Consider the following 21,657-nt stretch of genomic DNA (forward strand, 5'->3'; position numbering starts at 1 on the left):
ATGGGAAATAATCGTAGAGACTTTATAAAAAAAACAACAGCAGCGGCTATTGGAGTCAGTTTAACAGGTGGTATAAATGCCATGTCTGCCAAAAGCTATAACAATATTATTGGAGCAAATGACCGATTAAATGTAGCCATTGCTGGTTTGGGAAGACGATTAAATGCATTTAAATCACCAATAGCTTTAAAGGAAAGTAATGTCAAATTAAGCTACTTATGCGATGTTATGGAAAGTCAACGTTTAAAGGCATTAAAAGGATTTAGAAAACATATTGATTACGATCCAAAGTTAGAGAATGATATTAGAAAAGTCTTGGACGATAAAAAGGTAGATGTATTAATCAATGCTACACCAGACCATTGGCATACACCAGGTTCTATCATGGCAATGAAAGCAGGAAAGCATGTCTATGTTGAAAAACCTTGTAGTCATAATATGCATGAAAATGAACAACTCGTGCAAGCAGCAAAGCAGTTTAATAAAGTGGTTCAAATGGGTAATCAGCAACGTTCTTCGGGTCATACCATAGAAATTATTAATGAAATCCATAATGGAGTTATAGGTAAACCCTACAAGGCAGTTGCATTTTATAATAATGGACGTGGTAAAGTACCTGTGCAAAAAAGTGCTGCTATTCCAGAAGGATTAGATTGGGATTTGTGGCAAGGCCCAGCACCAAGACGTGATTATACGTCTGAAACATGGAACTATAATTGGCATTGGTATGGTTGGGATTATGGAACAGCTGAAGCAGGTAATAATGGAACACACGAGTTAGATGTAGCACGTTGGGCATTACAAGTAGATTTTCCGCAGCATGTATATGTTGAAGCAGAGAAACGTCATTTTTTAGATGATGGTTGGGAGATGTATGACAACATGGAAGCGACCTTTAAATTCGCAAATAATAAAGTGATTAAATGGGATGGAAAATCTAGAAATAGTTATAGTACTTATGGTACTGGTCGAGGCACAGTAATTTATGGTACAGAAGGTTCTGTATTTGTGGATAGAGGTAAGTATATGTTATATAACCGTAAAGGAAAATTAGTAAAAGAGTATAATTCAGCATCAAAAGAAGCAGGAAATGCTTTAGGAGGAGGAGGAGATATGTCCACAAAACACGTTCAAAATTTGTTTGACACGATAAGAGGCAAGGCAAAATTGACAGCACCTATTGATGATGCCAGCAAAAGTATGGCAATGGTGCATTATGCTAATATTGCCTATAGAATTAATAATGGTTTTGATATTGATGATAAAACTGGTACGATGTATGATAGAGATGCTATGAAACTTTGGTCTAGAACTTACGAACCAGGTTGGGAACCTAAATTATAAAATTTGAAAAGACGTTCATTTATTAAAAAAACAGCTGCGGCTACTGCAGTAGTGGCTGGATCTTCGTATTTATATGGCAATATACTATCTAATATAAAAGCAAACGAAACCATAAATATTGGTGTCATTGGTACAGGAGTTCGAGGAAGCGGATTAATGTCAATTATCAATTCCATTGATAAAGTGAATGTGATTGCTGGTTGCGATGTTTTACCCTTTAGATTGGATAAGGGCTTAGCTAAAGCAAATACAAACCCAAAGGGCTATTCCGATTACCGAGAATTATTGGATAATAAAGATATCGATGCCGTTATTGTTGCAACACCTTTTAATACGCATTCTAAGATTGCCATTGACGCACTCGATGCTGGCAAGCATGTCTTCTGTGAAAAAACATTGGCAAAAGGCTATAACGGCATTAGAGACCTCGTCAATAAAGCAAATCAGTCTAAAAATATATTTCAAACGGGTCATCAATACCATAGTTCAAGACTTTACACGCATGTGGTTGACCTTATTAAAGATGGAAAAGTGGGTAACATTACAGCTTTTGAATGTCAATGGAACAGACATGGCAACTGGAGACGACCAGTTCCAGATCCTAAGTTAGAAAAGGCTATAAATTGGAGAATGTACCGAGAATTTTCTGGAGGACTTACGGCGGAATTAGCGTCGCATCAAATCGATTTTGTGAATTGGGTACTTAATGAAAATCCAAACCAAGTTATGGGAGTTGGTGGTGTAGACTATTGGAAAGACGGAAGAGAAACATATGATAATGTTCATTTAGTTTACAGCTATCCAAATGGTGTTAAAGCAAACTTTACGTACTTAACAAGTAATGCTAAAGATGGTTATCAAATAAAAGTGATTGGAGATAAAGGAACCATAATCATTGACACTAATAACGCTTGGTTTTATCCAGAAGGTAAAAATAAGAATAAAGTATTAGGCAATGTAGATGGTGTTAGTGGTGCAACCGTTCAATGGGATAAAGAAAAAGGCTATAAAATAAATGTAGAACATTTAAATCCAAGTCAACAAGCATTGTTAGATTTTAAAGATGCCATTTTAAATAGTAAACAACCAGAATCTGATATTATTACAGGAGCAAAAACAGCAATCTGCGTTCAAATGGGACTAGATGCAATGTATAATAACGACATTGTAAAATGGAATTCTTCAGTTTTAAAAACTTAATTTATAATTTTTAGGATAGAACTATAAATCTTAATAGTAAGTTTACTGTTGAGGTTTTTTTAGATTCATAGATTGATGAATATATTTTCAGGATAGAACAGGATAGAAGACGAATCATAAAAACTTAATTTTAAAAACTATGATAATCCTTGAAAATTATCTAAATTAATCAAACAATTAAGACGTTTATATATGTTTAAAAGTAGTTATTTATTAGTGCTGTTAGGTGCATTATGCAGTTTCAATATTACAAATGCACAGCAAGATAATAATGGGGAGAAACCTAATATAATTTTCATTCTTACTGACGACCAGCGATTTGATGCTATAGGTTATGCTGGTAATAAATATGTTGAAACACCAGAAATGGATGATTTAGCAAAATCCGGAACCTATTTTAGCAATGCTATTGTAACCACACCTATCTGTGCTGCTAGTAGAGCTAGTATTTTAACAGGTTTGCACGAGCGTGCACACAACTTCAACTTTCAAACAGGTAACGTACGTGAAGAATATATGGCAAATTCTTATCCGAGATTACTTAAAGAGAATGGCTATCATACAGGATTTTATGGTAAATATGGCGTTCGTTACAATGATTTGGATAAGCAGTTTGATGAATACGAATCGTATGATAGAAACAACAGATTTAAAGATAGACGTGGATATTATTACAAAACCATTGATAATGATACGGTACACTTAACTCGTTACACAGGACAGAAAGCACTTGATTTTATTGAAGCGAATGCCACCAAAGAAGAACCCTTTTGCCTTTCATTAAGTTTTAGTGCGCCACACGCGCACGACCCTGCAGAAGACCAATATTATTGGCAGTCCGAAATGGATCAAATGTTGGAGAATACAACAATGCCAAAACCAGCATTAGGAGATGATAAGTATTTTGAAGCGCAACCAAAAATAGTTAGAGATGGTTTTAATAGACTGCGTTGGACATGGCGTTACGATAATCCAGAAAAGTATCAACACAGTGTAAAAGGATATTATAGAATGATTTCTGGAATAGATTTAGAAATCAAAAAAATTAGAGAAAAACTTAAAACTAAAGGTTTAGATAAGAATACGGTTATCATCGTGATGGGAGATAATGGCTATTTCTTGGGAGAACGTCAGTTTGCCGGTAAATGGTTAATGTACGATAACTCTATTCGTGTACCATTAATCGTGTTTGACCCTAGAGTAAACACCCATCAAGATATTAGTGACATGGCATTAAATATTGATGTTCCATCCACCATTGTAGATTTAGCAGGAATAAAAGCACCACAATCATGGCAAGGAAAAAGCCTAATGCCTATGGTTAAAAAAGAAACCAAAACCATTGGTAGAGATACTATTTTAATAGAACATATTTGGGATTTTGAACATATTCCACCAAGTGAAGGTGTAAGAACTAAAAAGTGGAAATACTTCAGATATGTCAATGATAAGAGTATTGAAGAGCTTTACGATTTAGAGAAAGACCCACAAGAGATTAAAAATTTAATCGGAAAGAAAAAATACAGAAACGTTGCGAATAAACTTCGTGCAAAAACAGATGAATTAATTAAGAAAAACAGTAACGAATTTAGAGCAGCACCTACAGATTTAACTGTTGAGTTAATTAGAGAGCCAAGTACAGAGGTTAAGATATTCGATTTAAAACCAGAGTTTGGCTGGACAGTACCTTTAGGGTCTAAATTTCAAGGCGCTTATCAAATTTTAGTGGCCTCAAATAAAACAGATATCGATAATAATGATGGTGATGTTTGGGATAGCGGACGCGTAGCTTCTACACAATCAACAGATGTTGAATATGCTGGAAATCCTCTCATAATTGGAAAAACATATTATTGGAAAGTTAGAATTTGGGAACAAGAAAACAGATTAGTCGATTATTCTGAAGCTCAAAAATTTACCACAGGTAAAAGTGATAGTTATATCATTTCAACCGAAAATAAATTTATAACAACTAAAGTAAAACCAACAAAATTTGCAAAAAAAGGAGAGGCTTATATTATTGATTTTGGAAAAGCTGCTTTTGCAACAATGGATTTTACATATAATGCGAAAACATCACATACGCTTACAGTACATGTAGGTGAAATGGTTAATGATGATGGTAGTGTTAACAGAACACCTCCTAAAAAAAGTAATATTCGTTATCAAGAAATAAAAGTGGATGTAAAACCAGGTCAAACAAAATATCAAATACAAGTACAAACCGACGAACGTAATACAAGAGCAAACAAGGCAGTACCATTGCCAGATGGTTTTCCTCCTTTGGTACCTTTTAGATATGCTGAGGTAGAAGGTGCGCAAAACAATTTTAAATCAGATGACTTTACTCAATTAGCTTTTCATAGTTATTGGGATGAAGAGGCAAGTAGTTTTGATAGTAATAATAATATTCTCAATCAAGTTTGGGACTTATGTAAATACTCTATAAAAGCAACAACATTTAATGGTCTATATGTAGATGGAGACAGAGAACGTATTCCTTATGAAGCGGATGCCTATTTAAATCAATTGAGTCATTATACAACAGACAGAGAATTTGCTATCGGAAGACGCACTATTGAGTATTTCATGAAGAATCCGACATGGCCAACAGAGTGGCAACAACATGTCCCTTTATTAATATATGCAGATTATATGTACACTGGTAATACCGAACTTATTGAGCGTTATTACGAAGCATTAAAACACAAGTCATTATACGAATTATCTAATGAAGATGGTTTAATCACATCTACCAAAGTTGATGCTGAGTTTATGAAGAAACTTGGTTTTCCAGATGGTTACAGAAAACCTTTAACCGATATAGTAGATTGGCCAGGAGCAAACTTTAATGGCAGTAAAACAAAAGGAGAGCGCGATGGTTTTGTTTTTAAACCTTATAGTACAGTTATCAATTCATTCTTTTACGAGAATATGAAAATCATGGCTGAATTTGCTCAAATACTTGGTAAAACACAAGAAGCATTAGATTTTGAATACAGAGCAGCAAAAGCTAAGAAAGCGGTTAACGAACAAATGTTTGATAAAGAACGTGGTGTTTATGTAGACGGTATTGGCACAGACCATGCGTCACTTCACGCCAATATGATGCCTTTAGCGTTCGGATTAGTGCCAGAAGAACATTTCGAGTCTGTGGTAAACTATGTGAAATCTAGAGGCATGGCCTGTAGCGTTTATGGATCACAATTTTTAATGGATGGACTATACAACGCAGGTGAAGCAGATTACGCATTAGATTTGTTAACAGACACATCCGATAGAAGTTGGTACAACATGATAAAAATAGGTTCTACTATTACACTTGAAGCTTGGGACAATCAATATAAAAACAATTTAGATTGGAACCACGCTTGGGGAGCTGTACCTGCAAATGTAATACCTAGAGGATTATGGGGAATCAAACCTAAAACACCAGGTTTTGGTGTAACGACTATTAAGCCTCAAATGAGTAAGTTAAAGTCAAGTACCATAGAAGTGCCAACAGTTAGAGGAACAATTAAAGGAACATACACCTTTAACGGAGCCAGACTACAGACCTACGAAATTGAAATACCAGGAAATATGGTCGCCGAATTTTCTTTAAATGGTTTAGACGGAAAAGACTTAATCCATAATGGAGAAAAAGTGCCTTCAGCATTTGAGTCTATACGATTAGCACCAGGTAAACATACTATACAGCTTAAAATAAACTCTTTTTAATCAATATAAAAGATAGAGTCAAAGGTGACTTTTCCAAATAAAATAAGAACATGAAGAAATTACTATACTTATCCATAATTTTGTCGATGATATTTTTTCATTCCTGTAATGAAAACACTTCAACTTCAAAAGATTATAAAGACGCCTCATTATCAATTGATGAACGTGTTGAAGCTTTGCTTCCAAAGTTATCTGTTGAAGAGAAAGTTGCTCAAATGCGAATTTTTCATGCCAATATTGGTACAAAACCTGATGAAAATGGCAATTTAAAATTATCTAAAAAAGTCATAGAAAAACTAAAACTAGGTATTGCAGGTGTTAAAAATCCAGGAGAGCATATTGATCCTGTGGCTGCAGCTAAACTAAATAACGAACTTCAAAAATATATCATTGAAAATAATCGTTGGGGAATTCCAGCATTATTCGTCACAGAATCATACAATGGTGTAGATGCAGAGGGTTGTACACGATTTGGACGTCCAATGACATCGGCAGCATCTTTTAATCCAGAATTAGTACAGCGCCAATGGGATGTTGTAGGTAGAGAAGCAAGATTACGTGGGATGCACATGTGTCATTCACCTGAAGCAGATGTAGTACGCGACCCTCGTTTTGGACGTATGAGTGAAGCTTTTGGAGAAGATACGTATTTAGTAACACAAATGGTAACTAGCGCTGTAAAAGGTGTACAAGGAAATTATGAAGGTTTAGGCAACGGAACCCACATTGGTGCCGTAGCAAAACACTTTGCAGGTTACGGTCAGGTATTAGGTGGTTCTAACTTTGCAGCTATAGAAATATCGGAAAGAACACTAATAGATGAAATATACCCACCATTTGAAGCGGCTGTAAAAGAAGCCAAAACATTAGGTATTATGGCATCACATGGCGATTTAAATGGCGTGGCAAGTCATGGAAACCCAGAATTGCTAACAGGAGTATTGCGTGATCAATGGGGTTTTGAAGGCTATGTAGTTTCAGATTCTAATGATATTGCACGATTGTTTTACTTTATGAATGTAGCTGAAAGCCCAGAGGCTGCAGCCCAAATGGGTTTAGAAGCAGGAATCGATATTGATTTATATGCTGAGGATTCTTATGCATATTTACCAGAAATGGTAAAGAAAAACCCAGAACTTGAAAAACTAATTGATAGATCCGTAAGACGTGTTTTAAGAACAAAATTCATTCTAGGTCTTTTCGATAACCCTTACATCAACATTGAAGATGTAGAGAAAGGAAACAGAGCAGCCTCTTCTTTAGCATTAGCAAAAGAATCCGATTTAGAATCTATCATTTTATTAAAAAATGAAGATAAAGCGTTGCCATTATCAAAAGACAAACCTTTAAAAGTAGCCTTGTTAGGGCCTCTATTAAAAGAAAACACAAAAGAGATGTTTGAATCTGTTGCAGGTTCAAATGTAAAATTCATAGCGGAAAAAGGATTTCAATTAACAAACCAAAAAGGAGGTGCTCCAGAACTTTTAGACAGAGACCCAAAAGCTATAGCAAGTTTGGTAAATAAAGCAAGGTCTGCAGACGTTTCAATCTTATTTTTAGGAGGTGATGAGTATACTGCAAAAGAAGCTTATTTTAGTAATAGTACCTTAGGTGATAGAGCAACTATCGACCCGGTTGGTTCATCAAGACGAACTTGTAGAAAAAATTAAGGCTCTAGGTAAACCGGTAATTGTGGTTTTAAAACACAGAAGAACCTTATCCATTAATGTCATAGCAGAACAAGCCGATGCTATTTTAGATACATGGGATTTAAGTGAATTTGGTGATGAATCTACGGCCAGAATCGTTTTTGGTGAAGTATCGCCATCAGGTAAATCGCCAGTTACTATTCCAAGATCTATCGGTCAAATTCCATTTCACTATAGCATGAAAGAAATCAACTATAAGAAAGAATATCTATTCATAGGTCAAGGTCCATTATATCCATTCGGTCATGGTTTAAGTTATACTGATTTTGAGTATTCAGACATTTCAATATCAAGTCAAGAAATAACACCTGAAAGTGAGTTACAAGTTAGCGTAAAAGTTACTAACAACGGTAGCATGAAAGCCAAAGAAGCAGTACAAATGTATATTAAAGACGAAATAGGCTCGGTAACCAGACCTGATAAAGAATTAAAAGCATTTAAAAAGATACAACTAGATGCGGGCGAAAGTAAAACAGTCACATTTACCATCACACCAAAAATGTTAGAATTCACAGGAATTTCAATGGAGAAAGTTTTAGAGGCAGGTGATTATACTGTGATGATAGGAACGTCCTCAAAAGATTATTTAGAAACTACATTCAAATTAAAAAAATAGATTTAAAATGAATAAATCAATCTTAACACTAGTAACTCTATTGTGTCTTTTTAGTTGTTCAGAAGCTCAAAAAGCAGCATCAGAAAAGAAAGATGTTTTTAATGAAGTTCAGATTAAAAAATCGATGATTAAAGCCTTAGAATGGCAAGAAGCACATCCTATTTTTGCAATTCATCCTACAGATTGGACAAACGGTGCTTATTATACAGGTGTAGCAAGAGCGCATCATACAACAAAAAACATGATGTATATGGCTGCGCTAAAAAATCAAGCGGTAAAGAATAACTGGAAACCCTTTAAACGACTTTACCATGCTGATGATGTTGCTATTTCCTATAGCTATCTATATGTTGCTGAAAACGAAAAACGAAGAAACTTTGCAGATTTAGAACCGACCAAAAATTTCTTAGATGCGCATCTCTATGAGGATAATAATTGGAAAGCTGCAACCGATAAAAGTAAAGAAGCTAAAACCATTTTATGGTGGTGGTGCGATGCCTTGTTTATGGCGCCACCTGTAATCAATCTATACGCTAAGCAAACCGAGCAGCCAAAATACTTAGACGATATGCATAAGTATTATATGGAGACGTACAATAGATTGTACGACAAAGAAGAAAAATTATTTGCCAGAGATATGCGATATGTTTGGAAAGGACATGGGGAAGACAACAAAGAAACAAATGGTAAAAAAGTATTTTGGTCTAGAGGCAATGGTTGGGTGATTGGTGGTCTGGCATTATTGTTAGAAGATATGCCAAAAGATTATGAGCATAGAGACTTCTATGTGAATCTATACAAAGAAATGGCTGCAAAACTATTAGAAATCCAACCAGAAGATGGTTTGTGGCGTACAAGTTTATTAAGTCCTGAATCTTATAATCATGGCGAAGTTAGTGGTAGTGGCTTCCACACCTTTGCAATTGCATGGGGAATTAACAACGGTTTAATAGATAAAAAACATACGTCAGCAGTTAAAAAGGCATGGAAAGCATTGGCGGCTTGCCAGCACGATGATGGTCGTGTAGGTTGGGTACAAAATATTGGTGCGTTTCCAGAGCCAGCGTCTGAGGATAGTTATCAAAATTTTGGTACTGGTGCATTTTTAATGGCAGCAAGCGAGATTTTAAAGTTAGAAGATTAAAAATTTATTAAGATACATTTTTGCAAAAGTGAATAGTTACCCTTATATTGAACATATGTTCTGGGTTGCCAAAACTCAACGAGACAAATATTAATACAAAATATAATGAAAAAACAGCTTTTATTCCTTTTAACAATAATCTTAAGTTTCAATTGCTATTCTCAGATTACTTTTGAGAAGGGATATTTTATTGATGACTCTAATCAAAAGACCAATTGTTTAATCAAAAATATTGATTGGCAAGATAATCCAACTGAATTTGAATATAAATTATCCGAAAATAGCAAATCCAAAAAAGCGAATATAAAATCAATTAAAGAATTTGGAATTGATAATATTTCAAAATACGTCAGAAGTATTGTAAATATTGACAGGTCAAGCGAGATGTTAGATGACTTAACCAATGATAGAAACCCTGAATTTAAAGAAGAGGAACTATTTTTAAAAGTATTTATTGGTTGAGGGTAACGCAAATTTATATTTATATGAAGACGGAATCATAAGAAAATATTTTTACAACAAAGGAAATACTGTTATTGAGCAATTAATTTTCAAATCTTACAAAACTTACGATAATGACATCGGTAAGAATAATAGATTTAAAAATCAACTTTGGAATAACCTAAAGTGTCCAAATTTTAAAATTACCAAAGTTGAGAATCTAGATTATCAAATGAATGACCTAATTGGTTATTTTGTAGAATATAACGAATGTATCGGTGAAAAATATATCAATTATGAAGAAAAACAGAAAAGAGACTTATTTAATTTAAATGTTCGAGTTGGCTTTAATAGTTCATCTCTTTTAGTACAAAATAAAGTTTTAAGCTCTAGAGATTTTGATTTAGATAATGAGATCGCACTTAGATTTGGTATTGAGGCAGAAATTATTATGCCTTTCAACAAAAATAAATGGTCATTGATAATTGAGCCAAGTTATCAATATTATAAATCGGAAAAGGAAAGATCAAATGTGAGTGTAAACGCTGACTATAAATCAATTGAATTCCCAATTGGCGTAAGGCATTACTTTTTTCTAAATGAGGATTCTAAAATTTTTATAAATGGGTCATTCATTCTTGCTTTTGATAATAATTCCATTATTGATTTAAGCTCGGGAACAGATTTAGAAGTTGTCAATTCGTCAACTTTGGCTTTCGGTTTAGGTTATAAACATAATGATAAATATATCTTAGAAATTAGATATAATGCGAGTAGGGAGATTTTAAGTCAGAATGGTTCTGAATGGTTTTCTAATTATAAAACACTATCTGTAATATTTGGATATTCACTTTTTTAAAAAACAATTCATAATACCATATTCCAACTCGTTTGGAAAATCACTTTGGTGCTCAATTAACTTTATGAACGAATGAAATACTATGGGATCTTGTCATTGCTTTGTTTGTTTTTTTGTCAATCTTGTCAAAAGAAAAAAGAAACTTCTGATGTTGCTGCAAGTGCTTCATCAAATTTAGTTCTTCCAAAACGTCCAAATATTCTTTGGTTAGTAACTGAGGATATGGGAGCTTACATTCCACCTTTTGGAGATCATACGGTTGCAACTCCTAATCTTAGTAAACTGGCTGAAGAGGGAGTCATTTATCCAAACTTATATTCAACTTCAGGTGTTTGTGCACCAAGCAGAGCTGCGATAGCAACTGGTATGTATCCATCGAGTATTGGTGCAAACCATATGCGGACAAACTCTAATATGGATCAAACAGGTCTGCCAGCTTATGAAGCAGTACCGTCTCCTAACGTAAAAATGATAAGCGAATGGTTGCGACAAGCAGGCTACTATTGCACCAATAATTATAAAACCGATTATCAATTTAAAGCACCAGTTACAGCATGGGATGAAAGTAGCCCTTATGCACATTGGAGAAATAGAGATAAAAATCAGCCATTCTTTTCAGTAATAAATTTTACGGAAACACACGAATCGGGTTTGTTTGAACCTTACGGATTTAGAGAAATTGAAACCCGTCTATACCATGCAGGAGACAATACTTACAATTGGAAAAATAAAGGAACGTCGCACGCCAAAAATCGCATGGACGAAGAAGACACACCAATACATCTTCCAAAGGATACTAAATTCAAAATCCCGCCTTATTTAGTGGATAATGAGGTAACACAACGCGATATGTGGAAGCTATACAACAATATTGCTGAAATGGATAATCAAGTAGGTGCTGTGTTACAACAGTTAGAAGTCGATGGCTTATTAGAGAATACAATCATCTTTTTCTACGGAGATCATGGCGAACCTTTACCAAGAGAAAAGCGACTCATTTACGATTCCGGATTAAACACACCTATGATTATTCGTTTTCCTAAGAAACTACACGCAGGAACAAAAGACGATCAATTGATAAGTTTTGTAGATTTTGCACCAACCCTATTGTCGCTTATTGGAGAAGAGCCAAAGCCTTATATGCAAGGGCAATCTTTCTTGGGATTTAATAAGGTAGAAAAACGTGATTATATTTATGCTGCAGCAGATCGTTTTGATGCAGAAACTGATGTGATTAGAGCAGTAAGAGATAAGCAATTTAAATATATTAGAAATTACAGACCAGAACAAGGCTATTATTTGCCTATTACTTACAGAGAGCGCATTCCAGCAATGCGAGAATTGTTGCGATTACGAGATGAAGGTAAACTTAATGATGTCCAAATGCAATGGTTTAGAGAAAGTAAACCAAAAGAGGAATTATTTGATTGCTCAGTGGATTCTTTTGAGTTAAATAACCTTGTAGATAATCCTGAATACAAAGACAAATTAAATGAGTTAAGATCTGAAATAGATACATGGTTAGAAAACATAGGAGATAATCCTAATTTACCCGAAAGAGAATTAGTAAAAAAAATGTGGCAGGGTAATAATAAACAGCCATTAACTTCAGAACCTGTCATTAATAATTACAATGGAAAAATGACCATTAAATGCAAAACTGAAGGTGCTTCCATTGGTTATAAAATCATTAAAGATGGAAAATTGCCGAAGGCTTGGAATAGCTATAAAAACCCGATAGTATTACCTCAAGGCGCTAAATTAATAGTACAAGCACATCGTATCGGATTTAAATCGAGTGAAACTGTTTGTTTTCAGTAAGATAACATTATGAATTGAAGTTAGATTAATTTTTTTTAGATAAACAAGATGTTAAAGTTTATTCAATTCAGCATAGTTCAGGATACTTTTTTTAGCTAAATTTAATAACATTAGAAAAATATTAAAAAAAGCTATGAAAAAAATTAAGTTTAAACCCATATTACTTCTCGTTTTTATGTTATACTCATTTTGTATAACAGCTCAAGGCGTGCTTCCTTCTGATGACACTTTTAGATTGAAAAATGTAGCAACAGGCCAATTCTTAACCACCGCAGGAGGAAGTTCTCAGCCAGTTACAATGACAAATTTAGCTGAAGAGGATTTGAGCACTCATTGGACGTTTGTAGTAAGTGGAGCTTATTATAATATAGATAGTGAAAGTGAAACTGGTGGAACTGGAATACTACGCGCACCAGGTACTGGTGGTCCAGGAGGCCCTTATGTAGTTGTAAGCACGCTAGCAACTTCCCCTAATAGCAGTACAGATAAAACGTGGACGATACAACATAACGCTACTAATGACACTTATAGAATTGAATCTAGAACTGCTGGTAGATTTATGTATCATGACGCTAACGGAACTGTTACCCATGTAGCTGTCCCAGAAACGGATGATAGAAGTAATTGGGAATTTGTTCCTTTTGTGGAAACACCTGTAGTGATAGCAACAGATGAAGATACAAATACAGATCTTACTTGTCCTGCTTCAGGTATATTCCAAAACGACAATACCAGAAATGTAGATATACCAAACTCCGTTAATGTAGGTACTGCTGATGACCGTAGTTGTTATTCTGATTACTCAGAAAGTAGTGTTAATGGAAAAACTTGGGGTGTTTATAATATTACCGATGGTTCAAACCATTGGGATGGAAGTACGTTACAACCCAGAATAGAACGTTCTTTACCCAGATCTCAAGAGACTGGTGTTGGTAGTTATGCAAGATTCACTGGAATTGTAAGAATTCTTGAAGTAGGAGATGGTGGCTCTTTTGGTCAAGATGGTAGTTATTTAATACAGGCTAAAGGAAAGCACACTGGTGGTGGTGGTTCTAATGATCCTGCTATTTGTTTATATAGAGCACATCCTGTTTACGGTACAGGAATCAATGCAGATAAGCAAGTGGCTTTCGATATTTATGCCGAACGTATTTTATTCCGTGGAGGTGAAGGTAGTGGCAGAGAAGTTGTTTTTCTAAAGCAAGTCAATAAAAATGAAGAAGTCGATTTTGAGCTAGAGATAGGTTTTAGAGAAGACCCTAGTAATCCTGATTTAAAAATACATTATTGTGACGCCGTAATTGGAGGAGAAGCCTTTAATTGGAATATCCCAGAACCAGAAAGAGGTATTGAATCAGGTATAAGATATGGGGCTTATCGTGTGAGAGGTGGTAGAGCACAAATGAGATGGGCAAACACTACTTATGAGAAAGTCGAAGTTGTTGACAATTCAGGACCAGCACCTAGTGATGACGTTTTTAGATTTAGAAATGTAGCTACAGGCCAATTCTTAACCGATGCTGAGGCATCAGCTATGCCAGTTACGATGACTGATTCTGGTGAACCGCTAAACACGCATTGGACTTTTGTGCAACAAGGCGCATTTGTTAATATAGACAGTGAAGTTAACGGCATACTTCGTGCCCCAGGTGCAAGTGGCCCAGGAGGTCCTTATGTGGTTTTAAGTACAGGTACAACTACAAGTTCTGGTGATAAAGTCTGGACCTTACATTATAGTGATGTTGATGATACCTATAGATTTGAATCTGGCACTAGTGGTAGATTTATGTACCATGAAACAGATGGAACCGTAACACATATCCCAGTTACAGAGTCAGATTTGAGAAGCGTATGGGAGGCAATACCAACAAGTCAATCTCTAAGTATTGAAGATAATGAATCAAGTGCGACTTCTATAAAAGTATATCCAAACCCGGCAAATACTAATTTTACCATAGCATTAAACAACAATATTGATGCAGAGGTTAAAATTTACAATATGTTAGGGAAAGTAGTTTATCAAGGATCAACTTCTAATGGGAAAATAGAGGTTAGAAATAATAATAATTTAACGTCTGGTTTATATATAGTAACTGCTACAACAGATGATAATAAAACAGTTCAGACAAAACTGATTATAAACTAATAATATTATCTCATAATAATTTTAAAAAGACTGTCTTTTTAGACGGTCTTTTTTTGTTTATTTCTTAACAGGATAAAACAGGATGGTTTTTTAATATAGTAATAGTATTTTTCAATATTACTTCAGAAAGTTTAAAATGAAACATCTAAAACTTAGGTCTAAATCACACGGCTGGATGATGGTAGATGTTCTATGTGACTCTTAAAACAGTAAATATCAGCACATGAAAAGACGCAACTTTATACAACTGACAACACTTGCAGGTGTTGGATTATCATTACCGATGTCCGGTTTATTACATTCGTGTACAAGCCATCCAGAACACTCATTAGAATTTAAAAACTTAATCACAGGTTTATTGAAGGACTGGAGTGACGGAATGTTAAAAGTCCAGATTAATGATCCGTCTAATTTAGAAGTACATGGTGCATTAGGTTGTCCGTCATGTTCACATATTCATGGTCGTTGTATGGATGCCGTATATCCATTTTTATATATGGCAGATAAAACAGGTGATGAAAAGTATATAGAAGGTGCTAAATTGGTAATGACTTGGGCAGAAAATAATGTGTCTCAAGAAAATGGAGCTTGGACAGTAATTAAAAACCCAAAATCTTGGAAAGGAATTACCATTTTTGGTGCAATTGCTTTAGCTGAAGCCTTACATTATCATGGCCATGTTTTAGATGAAGAAACTCGCAAAACATGGACAAATCGTCTAGAAAAAGCAGGACAATACATTTACGATACATTTACAATTGACTTTACCAATATTAATTATCCTGGAACAGCTGTTTATGGATTAAATTTAATAGGGAATGTTCTAAATAGAGATGATTTTAAAGCAAAAAGTAAAAAATTAGCTTCAGAAATAAAAGTGTATTTTACTAAAAATGAAGGTTTACTGTTTGGTGAGTGTAAGAAAAGTTCAAGTAAGCTAAGTGATAAAGGTTTACACGGAGTAGATTTAGGCTACAATGTGGAGGAAACTTTAAATAGTTTAGTGATGTATGCTATAAAAGAGAAAGATGAAGAATTACTACAAATCTTAACAAAATCATTAAATAGTCATTTAGAATTTATGTTGCCAGATGGAGGTTGGGATAACAGTTGGGGTAACAGAATGTACAAATGGACCTATTGGGGAAGTAGAACCTGCGATGGTAGTCAACCAGCATTTGGAATGATGGCCAATATCAATCCTGCATTTGGAACAGCAGCAGTAAAAAATACAGAATTATTAAAAAGATGTACAGCAGATGGATTAATTCATGGAGGTCCAGGTTTTATAGAAGCTGGTATTCCTCCTTGTGTGCATCATACATTTACACATGCCAAACCTTTAGCAGCCTTATTAGATCATTGGGATCATTTACCAAAAATAAATGCAAATGCTCATTTACCTAGAACCACTGCAGATGGCGTAAAACACTTTAAAGATTTAGATGTGTTTCTTTTTGCTAGAGGAGATTGGAGAGGAACAATAAGCGCTTACGATGCAGAATATCATTATAAATACGATTTTAGACAAGCTTCAGGAGGTGCTTTAGGAGTTTTATATAATAATAAAGTAGGGCTTTTATGTGCTGCAAGTATGGCAGAATATCATTTAGTAGAAAAAAACAATCAACAAGTACAACCTAATAAAGATATCTGTTTAACACCACGAGTTGAGGTGTTTAAAGACAATGTATGGTACACTAATTTATATGATTTACCAGCAACCGTTACTTCTAAAGATGAAAACAGAACTATTGAGTTATTGGCTGATGTAAAACTTAAAAATGTAGATAGAGAAGAAGTGTCTGGAACCGCTTCTGAATTTGATATTACATACAATTGTACTACTGATCAAACAGAAATTAAAGTGAATACAAAACAGAATATTACTGAAAAAACTGCTTTTGTATTACCAATAGTTTCTCCTTCAAATGAAGAGGTAACCAACATTAATGAAAACGAAATTACCATTCAAAAACCTGAGGGATTAGTGACCATTAAAGCAAATGTCCCAATTAAAACCAAAGAAATTTCTGGTAAAAAAAGAACCTTTAATATGGTGCCTGGAGTAGAAGCTATTCCTTTTGAAATGTTTTTTCAAAAAGATAATAACGAGTTGAAAATAACGATTACAGTGAGTTAAAAGTTTATTATGATTTTTATAAAAAGAACTACTCAAAAGCAAGCATTTAGGAAAGTTCTAATACTATTAATTACGGGATTTATTTTTTTTTCAGGTTGTACTTCGAAAGAATCAATTAGTATTTCAAATTTAAAATGTGAATACAAAACAAACCCATTAGGAATAGACAACACAAAACCAAGATTAAGTTGGAAATTAACTTCAAACAAGCAAGAAAGAGGACAAAAACAAACAGCTTTTCAAGTTTTAGTTGCTAGCAATTTAGATTTATTAAATGATAATACTGGAGACATTTGGGATTCAGGAAAAGTGGAATCTAATCAATCTGTAAATAACACCTATCAAGGCATTGAGTTAGAGTCTGCAAAACAGTATTTCTGGAAAGTAAAAGTTTGGGATAAAGATGGTCATCCAACAAACTGGAGCAATCATTCTAAGTTTTCTATGGGCTTATTAAAACAATCAGATTGGAAAGGCGACTGGATTCTAAAATCAGATCAGAAAAAAACGGACCATAATTGGTATCGAAAAAATGTAACACTTTCAGATGATGCAACATCGGCATTTGTATTTGTAGGCTCTTTTGGCTATCACGAATTGTATGTGAATGGAGAAAAAATTACTCAGAATGTGATGAATCCAGTGTCAACCTACATGAAAAAAAGGATTGCCTATTTAACCTATGACATTTCAGAAAAACTAAAAAAAGGAGACAATGTTATTGCCATATGGCATGCTGCAGGATGGTCGCGTTGGAGACGTGTTAGTGAATACAGAAACATTCCTTTTGTATTTAAAGCACAAGCCGAAATTGTAGCAGGAGGAAAACAAACTACGCTTAAGTCTGACACCACTTGGAAAACTAAAAAGAGTCATTCCGAATATTATGGAGATTGGGATATCCTACGTTTTGGTGGTGAAACTATTGACGATAGAAAACGAGACGACGACTGGAATACTGCTGATTATGACGATTCCAATTGGATGAATGCAAGTGTGTACAATCACGAGGTTTTAAACACTCAAATTCCAGAGGGCAATAATATAAGTTTTGCACTTAATAGCAGAAAAAATAGAGAAGTACGCGCATTGTATAGTCCTATTACTGCTCAGTTAAGTGCACAAATGGTAGAGCCTCAAGTAAAGTTTAAGGAGCTTAAAGCCATTGCTGTAGATAAAAATGATGATGGTACCTTTCGCATTGATATGGGAGAAAATTATACTGGATTTTTTGAAATGGATTTGTATAATGGTGTTGAGGGAGATTCTATTCTATTTGAAATTACGGATAGAACAGAAGTGAGGTCTAACTGGAAACAAAAGAGTAAGTACATCTTTGGAAAATCAGGAAAGGGGAATTTCCAAAATCGTTTTAATGTTGCAGGAGGAAGATGGATTACAGTTCACGGTTTAAAATACCAGCCTAAACTAGAAGATGCAAAAGGCTATGTGGTAACGAACGATCGTAAACAAATCAGCAAATTTGAATCTTCAAGTAAACAACTGAATCAAATTTATCAAGTTAATTTAAATACCTACTTAGCCAATACTATGGATGGTATTTTGGTAGATTGTCCGCATCGCGAGCGTCGTGGTTGGGGAGAAGTCACTGTTGCCGCTATGTATGGTGATGCTTTACCAAATTTTGAAAGTGGTGCTTATATGGATCAATATCTGCAATTCACCAGAGATGCACAATTTCCTGATGGAAGAACACGAGCTGTTATTAATGAAGAAGACCGTCCATTTTTAATGTGGAAAGCCAATAACCCTCTAACGGTTTGGGAAACCTACCGTATGTTAGGAGATAAAAAAGTACTAGAAGACAATTATGAATCCATGCAAAAATGGATGACTTGGTTGCTTGAAAATTCAAATTATGAAACAGGAGGCGCCATAAAAGCAGGAACACAAGGCTTAAGAGAATTCCCTGGATTAGGCGATTGGTGCACACCTCGTGGTAATTTCTGGACCAGTAGTAACTCACCAGAAGCCGTCCATTTTAATAATTGCCTTTATACGTTCATGCTAGATAATGCGATGCATATTGCTGAAACTTTGGGTAAAACTGAAGATACTAAAACTTATAAAGACAGACTAAAAGTACAGCGAGAAGCGACCCATAAATTATCGTATAATCCAGAAACGGGTAAATACATAAAAGGATATCAGGTAGACCAAGCCTTTGCTTTAGTCTCTGGCGTAACACCAGCGTCTGAAAAAGCTAAAGTAGAAGAGAATTTAGTGGATAATGTACTGTACAAATTTCCGTATTACGATACAGGAAGTTCTGGACAAGCCTTGTACACGCGATATTTTACAGAATCTGGTGAAAGAATGGATTTAATTTATGAGTTGTTGAGAGATAAGCATCACCCAAGTTATGGTTACTTTTTAGAGCAAGGAAAAACCGTATGGCCAGAACGTTGGTCTGCCATAGGTAACAGTCAAATACACACCTGTTACACAGGCATTGGAGGCTATTTTATCAAAGGTTTTGGTGGTATTCGACCAAACCCTGAACATTTAGGAATGCAAAACATGATTATAAAACCTGCACCTGTTGGCGATTTAACGTTTGCAAATACCCAATATGAATCCATGTACGGAAACGTGGTTGTTAACTGGAAAAAGGAAGACAAAGGTGCCACATTTCATATTGAAATCCCTACAAATACAACCGCTAAAGTATATCTGCCAGCAACAAGTAAAGAGGGTATACATGAAAGCAGTGTTTTAGCTGAAAAAGCTGAAGACATTACCTATTTAGGAACAGAAAAAAACAAAGCTGTTGGTAATTACGTGATTTTTAATGTACCATCTGGAGTTTATGATTTTAAAGTAGGTGAATTACCTGTAACACAATTTCCAGAGCCATTAAATGATTTAAAGAATCTTGCGAAATTAGGACGAATAAATGCGTCTTCTATGTTTATTCAAACTGAAAAACTACCCGTTTTTGAGGCCTTTAGAGTTAATGATGACGATAATAAAACCCGTTGGTTAGCTACTGAAGCTGAAAATCAATATATAGAGGTAGAATGGGTAAAACCACAAACGTTCAATCAAGTCATTATTGATGAACATGAGGATAACATTTCGTCTTATGAACTTCAATATTGGGAAAACGGAGCATGGAAAGCTATTGTAAAAGGAACCGTCTGTGGTGCAAATAAAACCCATCAATTTGATACTATTGAATCTACAAAATTTAGAATTTTTATTGTGGATGCTAAAGAAGCACCATCTATTAAAGAGATCAAAATTTTTAATTGATAATAAATGAAAACAAACAGACGCGATTTTATAAAAAGTATGTCTGCACTTGGTATTCTAGGTGTCACATATCCTTTATTATCATCTTGCGTTAATAATAATAGAAACGAATATCTAAATGAAATCATTACAAAAATCGAATTGTTTAGATACGATATTAATATCCCACGCTATTTTTCTTGGGGAACTTGGCATAACCGTCAGCATTTATTTATTAAGATTTCTTCAGGAGAGTTTTATGGTTGGACAGAAACGCCAGCTTCAAAAAACAATCCTGATTTTAAACCTACGGCTTGGGTTGAATATTTAAAGCAATTTAAAGGCTTAACGATTGGTGAAGCCCAAAAATTATTGGCGTCAGAACAAGTGCTAGGTTCTAAACGCTCTTTAAAAATGTTAGAGTCTTTAGATATGGGATTGTTAGATCTTTCTGGACGTCTTCAAAATAAATCGGCTGTAGAATTATTAGGATTAACTGGTCGCAATGCCGTTCCTGGGTTGTATTGCATTTTAGACAAAGACGAGGAAAAAGTTAGAGAAGAAGCAGAGAAAAGCATCGCGCAAAATTTAGCACATCATATGAAGTTTAAGATGTATGGTGATGAAGCCGTAGATATGAAATTACTTAAAACGATTAGAGATGTTTTGGGAGATGAAGCTGTGGTGATTTCAGATGTTAATAAAGGCTATAAAAAGTGGCAATCTTTAGACGAATTAAAAGGGATTTTAGACCGTTTTAAAGCTAATGGTTTAAATGCCATTGAGGACCCAGCTAATTTAAAACCACATCAATGGGTTCAATTACAGGAAATGGTTGGTGATTTAGCTTTGATTCCAGATGCACCAATGCGTCCTGCGTGGAAAGGTTTAGAAATCATAACAAAAGGCATGGGAAAAATTTATAATTTACATCCTTCGACTATGGGAAGTTTGAATCACACAGCGCAATTGGCTGAAAAAGTAAAAGATATAGGCGCAAAAGTAATGATAGGTGATGATAGTTTAGTCGGTCCCGCATGTTCTGCTTGGCAACAAATAGCAATAGGTCTAAATGCGACTTGGGTAGAAGCCATAGAGAAAAAGGAAGATTCTAAACTATATCTAGAATGCCTGCAAAGTACTGCCACTAAAAAAGACGCTAATGGTTATTATTCTTATCAACCAAAACCTGGTTTTGGTGTGGAATTAGAAACCAATCGATTAAAAAAAATAAGTGAATTGTATGTTGAAGTTTAACG

Annotated in this window: 13 protein-coding genes; all 13 read left to right on the forward strand. The window is 34.7% G+C overall.

Features of this window, described 5'->3' with window-relative positions; all coding sequences use genetic code 11:
* The 13 genes from SJY17_RS05760 (at position 1) to SJY17_RS05820 (ending at position 21,655) form a co-directional block, all read left to right on the forward strand.
* Entirely contained in the window at positions 1-1,344 is a 1,344-nt protein-coding gene (locus tag SJY17_RS05760) for a Gfo/Idh/MocA family protein (RefSeq protein ID WP_397364537.1), read from the forward strand.
* A 3-nt stretch (positions 1,345-1,347) separates the two neighbouring features.
* Positions 1,348-2,544 carry a Gfo/Idh/MocA family protein gene (locus SJY17_RS05765; protein WP_397364538.1) on the forward strand — a complete coding sequence of 399 codons (1,197 nt, stop codon included), beginning with the start codon at positions 1,348-1,350 and terminating at the stop codon, positions 2,542-2,544.
* Between the two features lie 192 nt (positions 2,545-2,736).
* Positions 2,737-6,264, forward strand: a complete 3,528-nt coding sequence (locus SJY17_RS05770) for a family 78 glycoside hydrolase catalytic domain (RefSeq protein WP_397364539.1) — start codon at positions 2,737-2,739, stop codon at positions 6,262-6,264.
* 50 nt (positions 6,265-6,314) lie between these two features.
* On the forward strand, positions 6,315-7,934 hold the full coding sequence (locus SJY17_RS05775) for a glycoside hydrolase family 3 N-terminal domain-containing protein (protein WP_397364540.1): 1,620 nt from the start codon (positions 6,315-6,317) through the stop codon (positions 7,932-7,934).
* Positions 7,900-8,589, forward strand: coding sequence for a fibronectin type III-like domain-contianing protein (locus SJY17_RS05780; protein WP_397364541.1), 690 nt, complete (start codon positions 7,900-7,902; stop codon positions 8,587-8,589). Before SJY17_RS05775 ends, SJY17_RS05780 begins: the two co-directional genes overlap by 35 nt.
* A gap of 7 nt (positions 8,590-8,596) precedes the next feature.
* Positions 8,597-9,733 (forward strand): glycoside hydrolase family 105 protein, encoded by a 1,137-nt coding sequence (locus tag SJY17_RS05785; RefSeq protein ID WP_397364542.1) that lies wholly within the window; start codon positions 8,597-8,599, stop codon positions 9,731-9,733.
* 105 nt (positions 9,734-9,838) lie between these two features.
* On the forward strand, positions 9,839-10,195 hold the full coding sequence (locus SJY17_RS05790; RefSeq protein ID WP_397364543.1) for a hypothetical protein: 357 nt from the start codon (positions 9,839-9,841) through the stop codon (positions 10,193-10,195).
* Complete coding sequence (locus SJY17_RS05795) at positions 10,188-11,033, forward strand: hypothetical protein (protein ID WP_397364544.1); 846 nt, start codon at positions 10,188-10,190, stop codon at positions 11,031-11,033. The genes SJY17_RS05790 and SJY17_RS05795 overlap by 8 nt, the downstream gene beginning before the upstream one ends.
* A gap of 72 nt (positions 11,034-11,105) precedes the next feature.
* Entirely contained in the window at positions 11,106-12,854 is a 1,749-nt protein-coding gene (locus tag SJY17_RS05800; RefSeq protein ID WP_397364545.1) for a sulfatase, read from the forward strand.
* Between the two features lie 133 nt (positions 12,855-12,987).
* Positions 12,988-15,000 carry a T9SS type A sorting domain-containing protein gene (locus SJY17_RS05805; protein WP_397364546.1) on the forward strand — a complete coding sequence of 671 codons (2,013 nt, stop codon included), beginning with the start codon at positions 12,988-12,990 and terminating at the stop codon, positions 14,998-15,000.
* A 223-nt stretch (positions 15,001-15,223) separates the two neighbouring features.
* Complete coding sequence (locus tag SJY17_RS05810; RefSeq protein WP_397364547.1) at positions 15,224-17,143, forward strand: hypothetical protein; 1,920 nt, start codon at positions 15,224-15,226, stop codon at positions 17,141-17,143.
* Between the two features lie 9 nt (positions 17,144-17,152).
* Positions 17,153-20,419 carry a family 78 glycoside hydrolase catalytic domain gene (locus SJY17_RS05815; RefSeq protein ID WP_397364548.1) on the forward strand — a complete coding sequence of 1,089 codons (3,267 nt, stop codon included), beginning with the start codon at positions 17,153-17,155 and terminating at the stop codon, positions 20,417-20,419.
* A gap of 6 nt (positions 20,420-20,425) precedes the next feature.
* Entirely contained in the window at positions 20,426-21,655 is a 1,230-nt protein-coding gene (locus SJY17_RS05820; protein WP_397364549.1) for an enolase C-terminal domain-like protein, read from the forward strand.
* Positions 21,656-21,657: the final 2 nt, after the last annotated feature.

Origin of the sequence: Olleya sp. R77988 (assembly GCF_044594215.1) — a bacterium.
GTDB lineage: Bacteria > Bacteroidota > Bacteroidia > Flavobacteriales > Flavobacteriaceae > Olleya.

What these genes read in the sequence shown, in the direction of transcription:
- SJY17_RS05800 (WP_397364545.1), top strand. Translation starts at nt 11,106, where the DNA reads ATGAAATACTATGGGATCTTGTCATTGCTTTGTTTGTTTTTTTGTCAA.
- SJY17_RS05775 (WP_397364540.1), top strand. Translation starts at nt 6,315, where the DNA reads ATGAAGAAATTACTATACTTATCCATAATTTTGTCGATGATATTTTTT.
- SJY17_RS05810 (WP_397364547.1), top strand. Translation starts at nt 15,224, where the DNA reads ATGAAAAGACGCAACTTTATACAACTGACAACACTTGCAGGTGTTGGA.
- SJY17_RS05820 (WP_397364549.1), top strand. Translation starts at nt 20,426, where the DNA reads ATGAAAACAAACAGACGCGATTTTATAAAAAGTATGTCTGCACTTGGT.
- SJY17_RS05790 (WP_397364543.1), top strand. Translation starts at nt 9,839, where the DNA reads ATGAAAAAACAGCTTTTATTCCTTTTAACAATAATCTTAAGTTTCAAT.
- SJY17_RS05770 (WP_397364539.1), top strand. Translation starts at nt 2,737, where the DNA reads ATGTTTAAAAGTAGTTATTTATTAGTGCTGTTAGGTGCATTATGCAGT.
- SJY17_RS05760 (WP_397364537.1), top strand. Translation starts at nt 1, where the DNA reads ATGGGAAATAATCGTAGAGACTTTATAAAAAAAACAACAGCAGCGGCT.
- SJY17_RS05815 (WP_397364548.1), top strand. Translation starts at nt 17,153, where the DNA reads ATGATTTTTATAAAAAGAACTACTCAAAAGCAAGCATTTAGGAAAGTT.
- SJY17_RS05805 (WP_397364546.1), top strand. Translation starts at nt 12,988, where the DNA reads ATGAAAAAAATTAAGTTTAAACCCATATTACTTCTCGTTTTTATGTTA.
- SJY17_RS05785 (WP_397364542.1), top strand. Translation starts at nt 8,597, where the DNA reads ATGAATAAATCAATCTTAACACTAGTAACTCTATTGTGTCTTTTTAGT.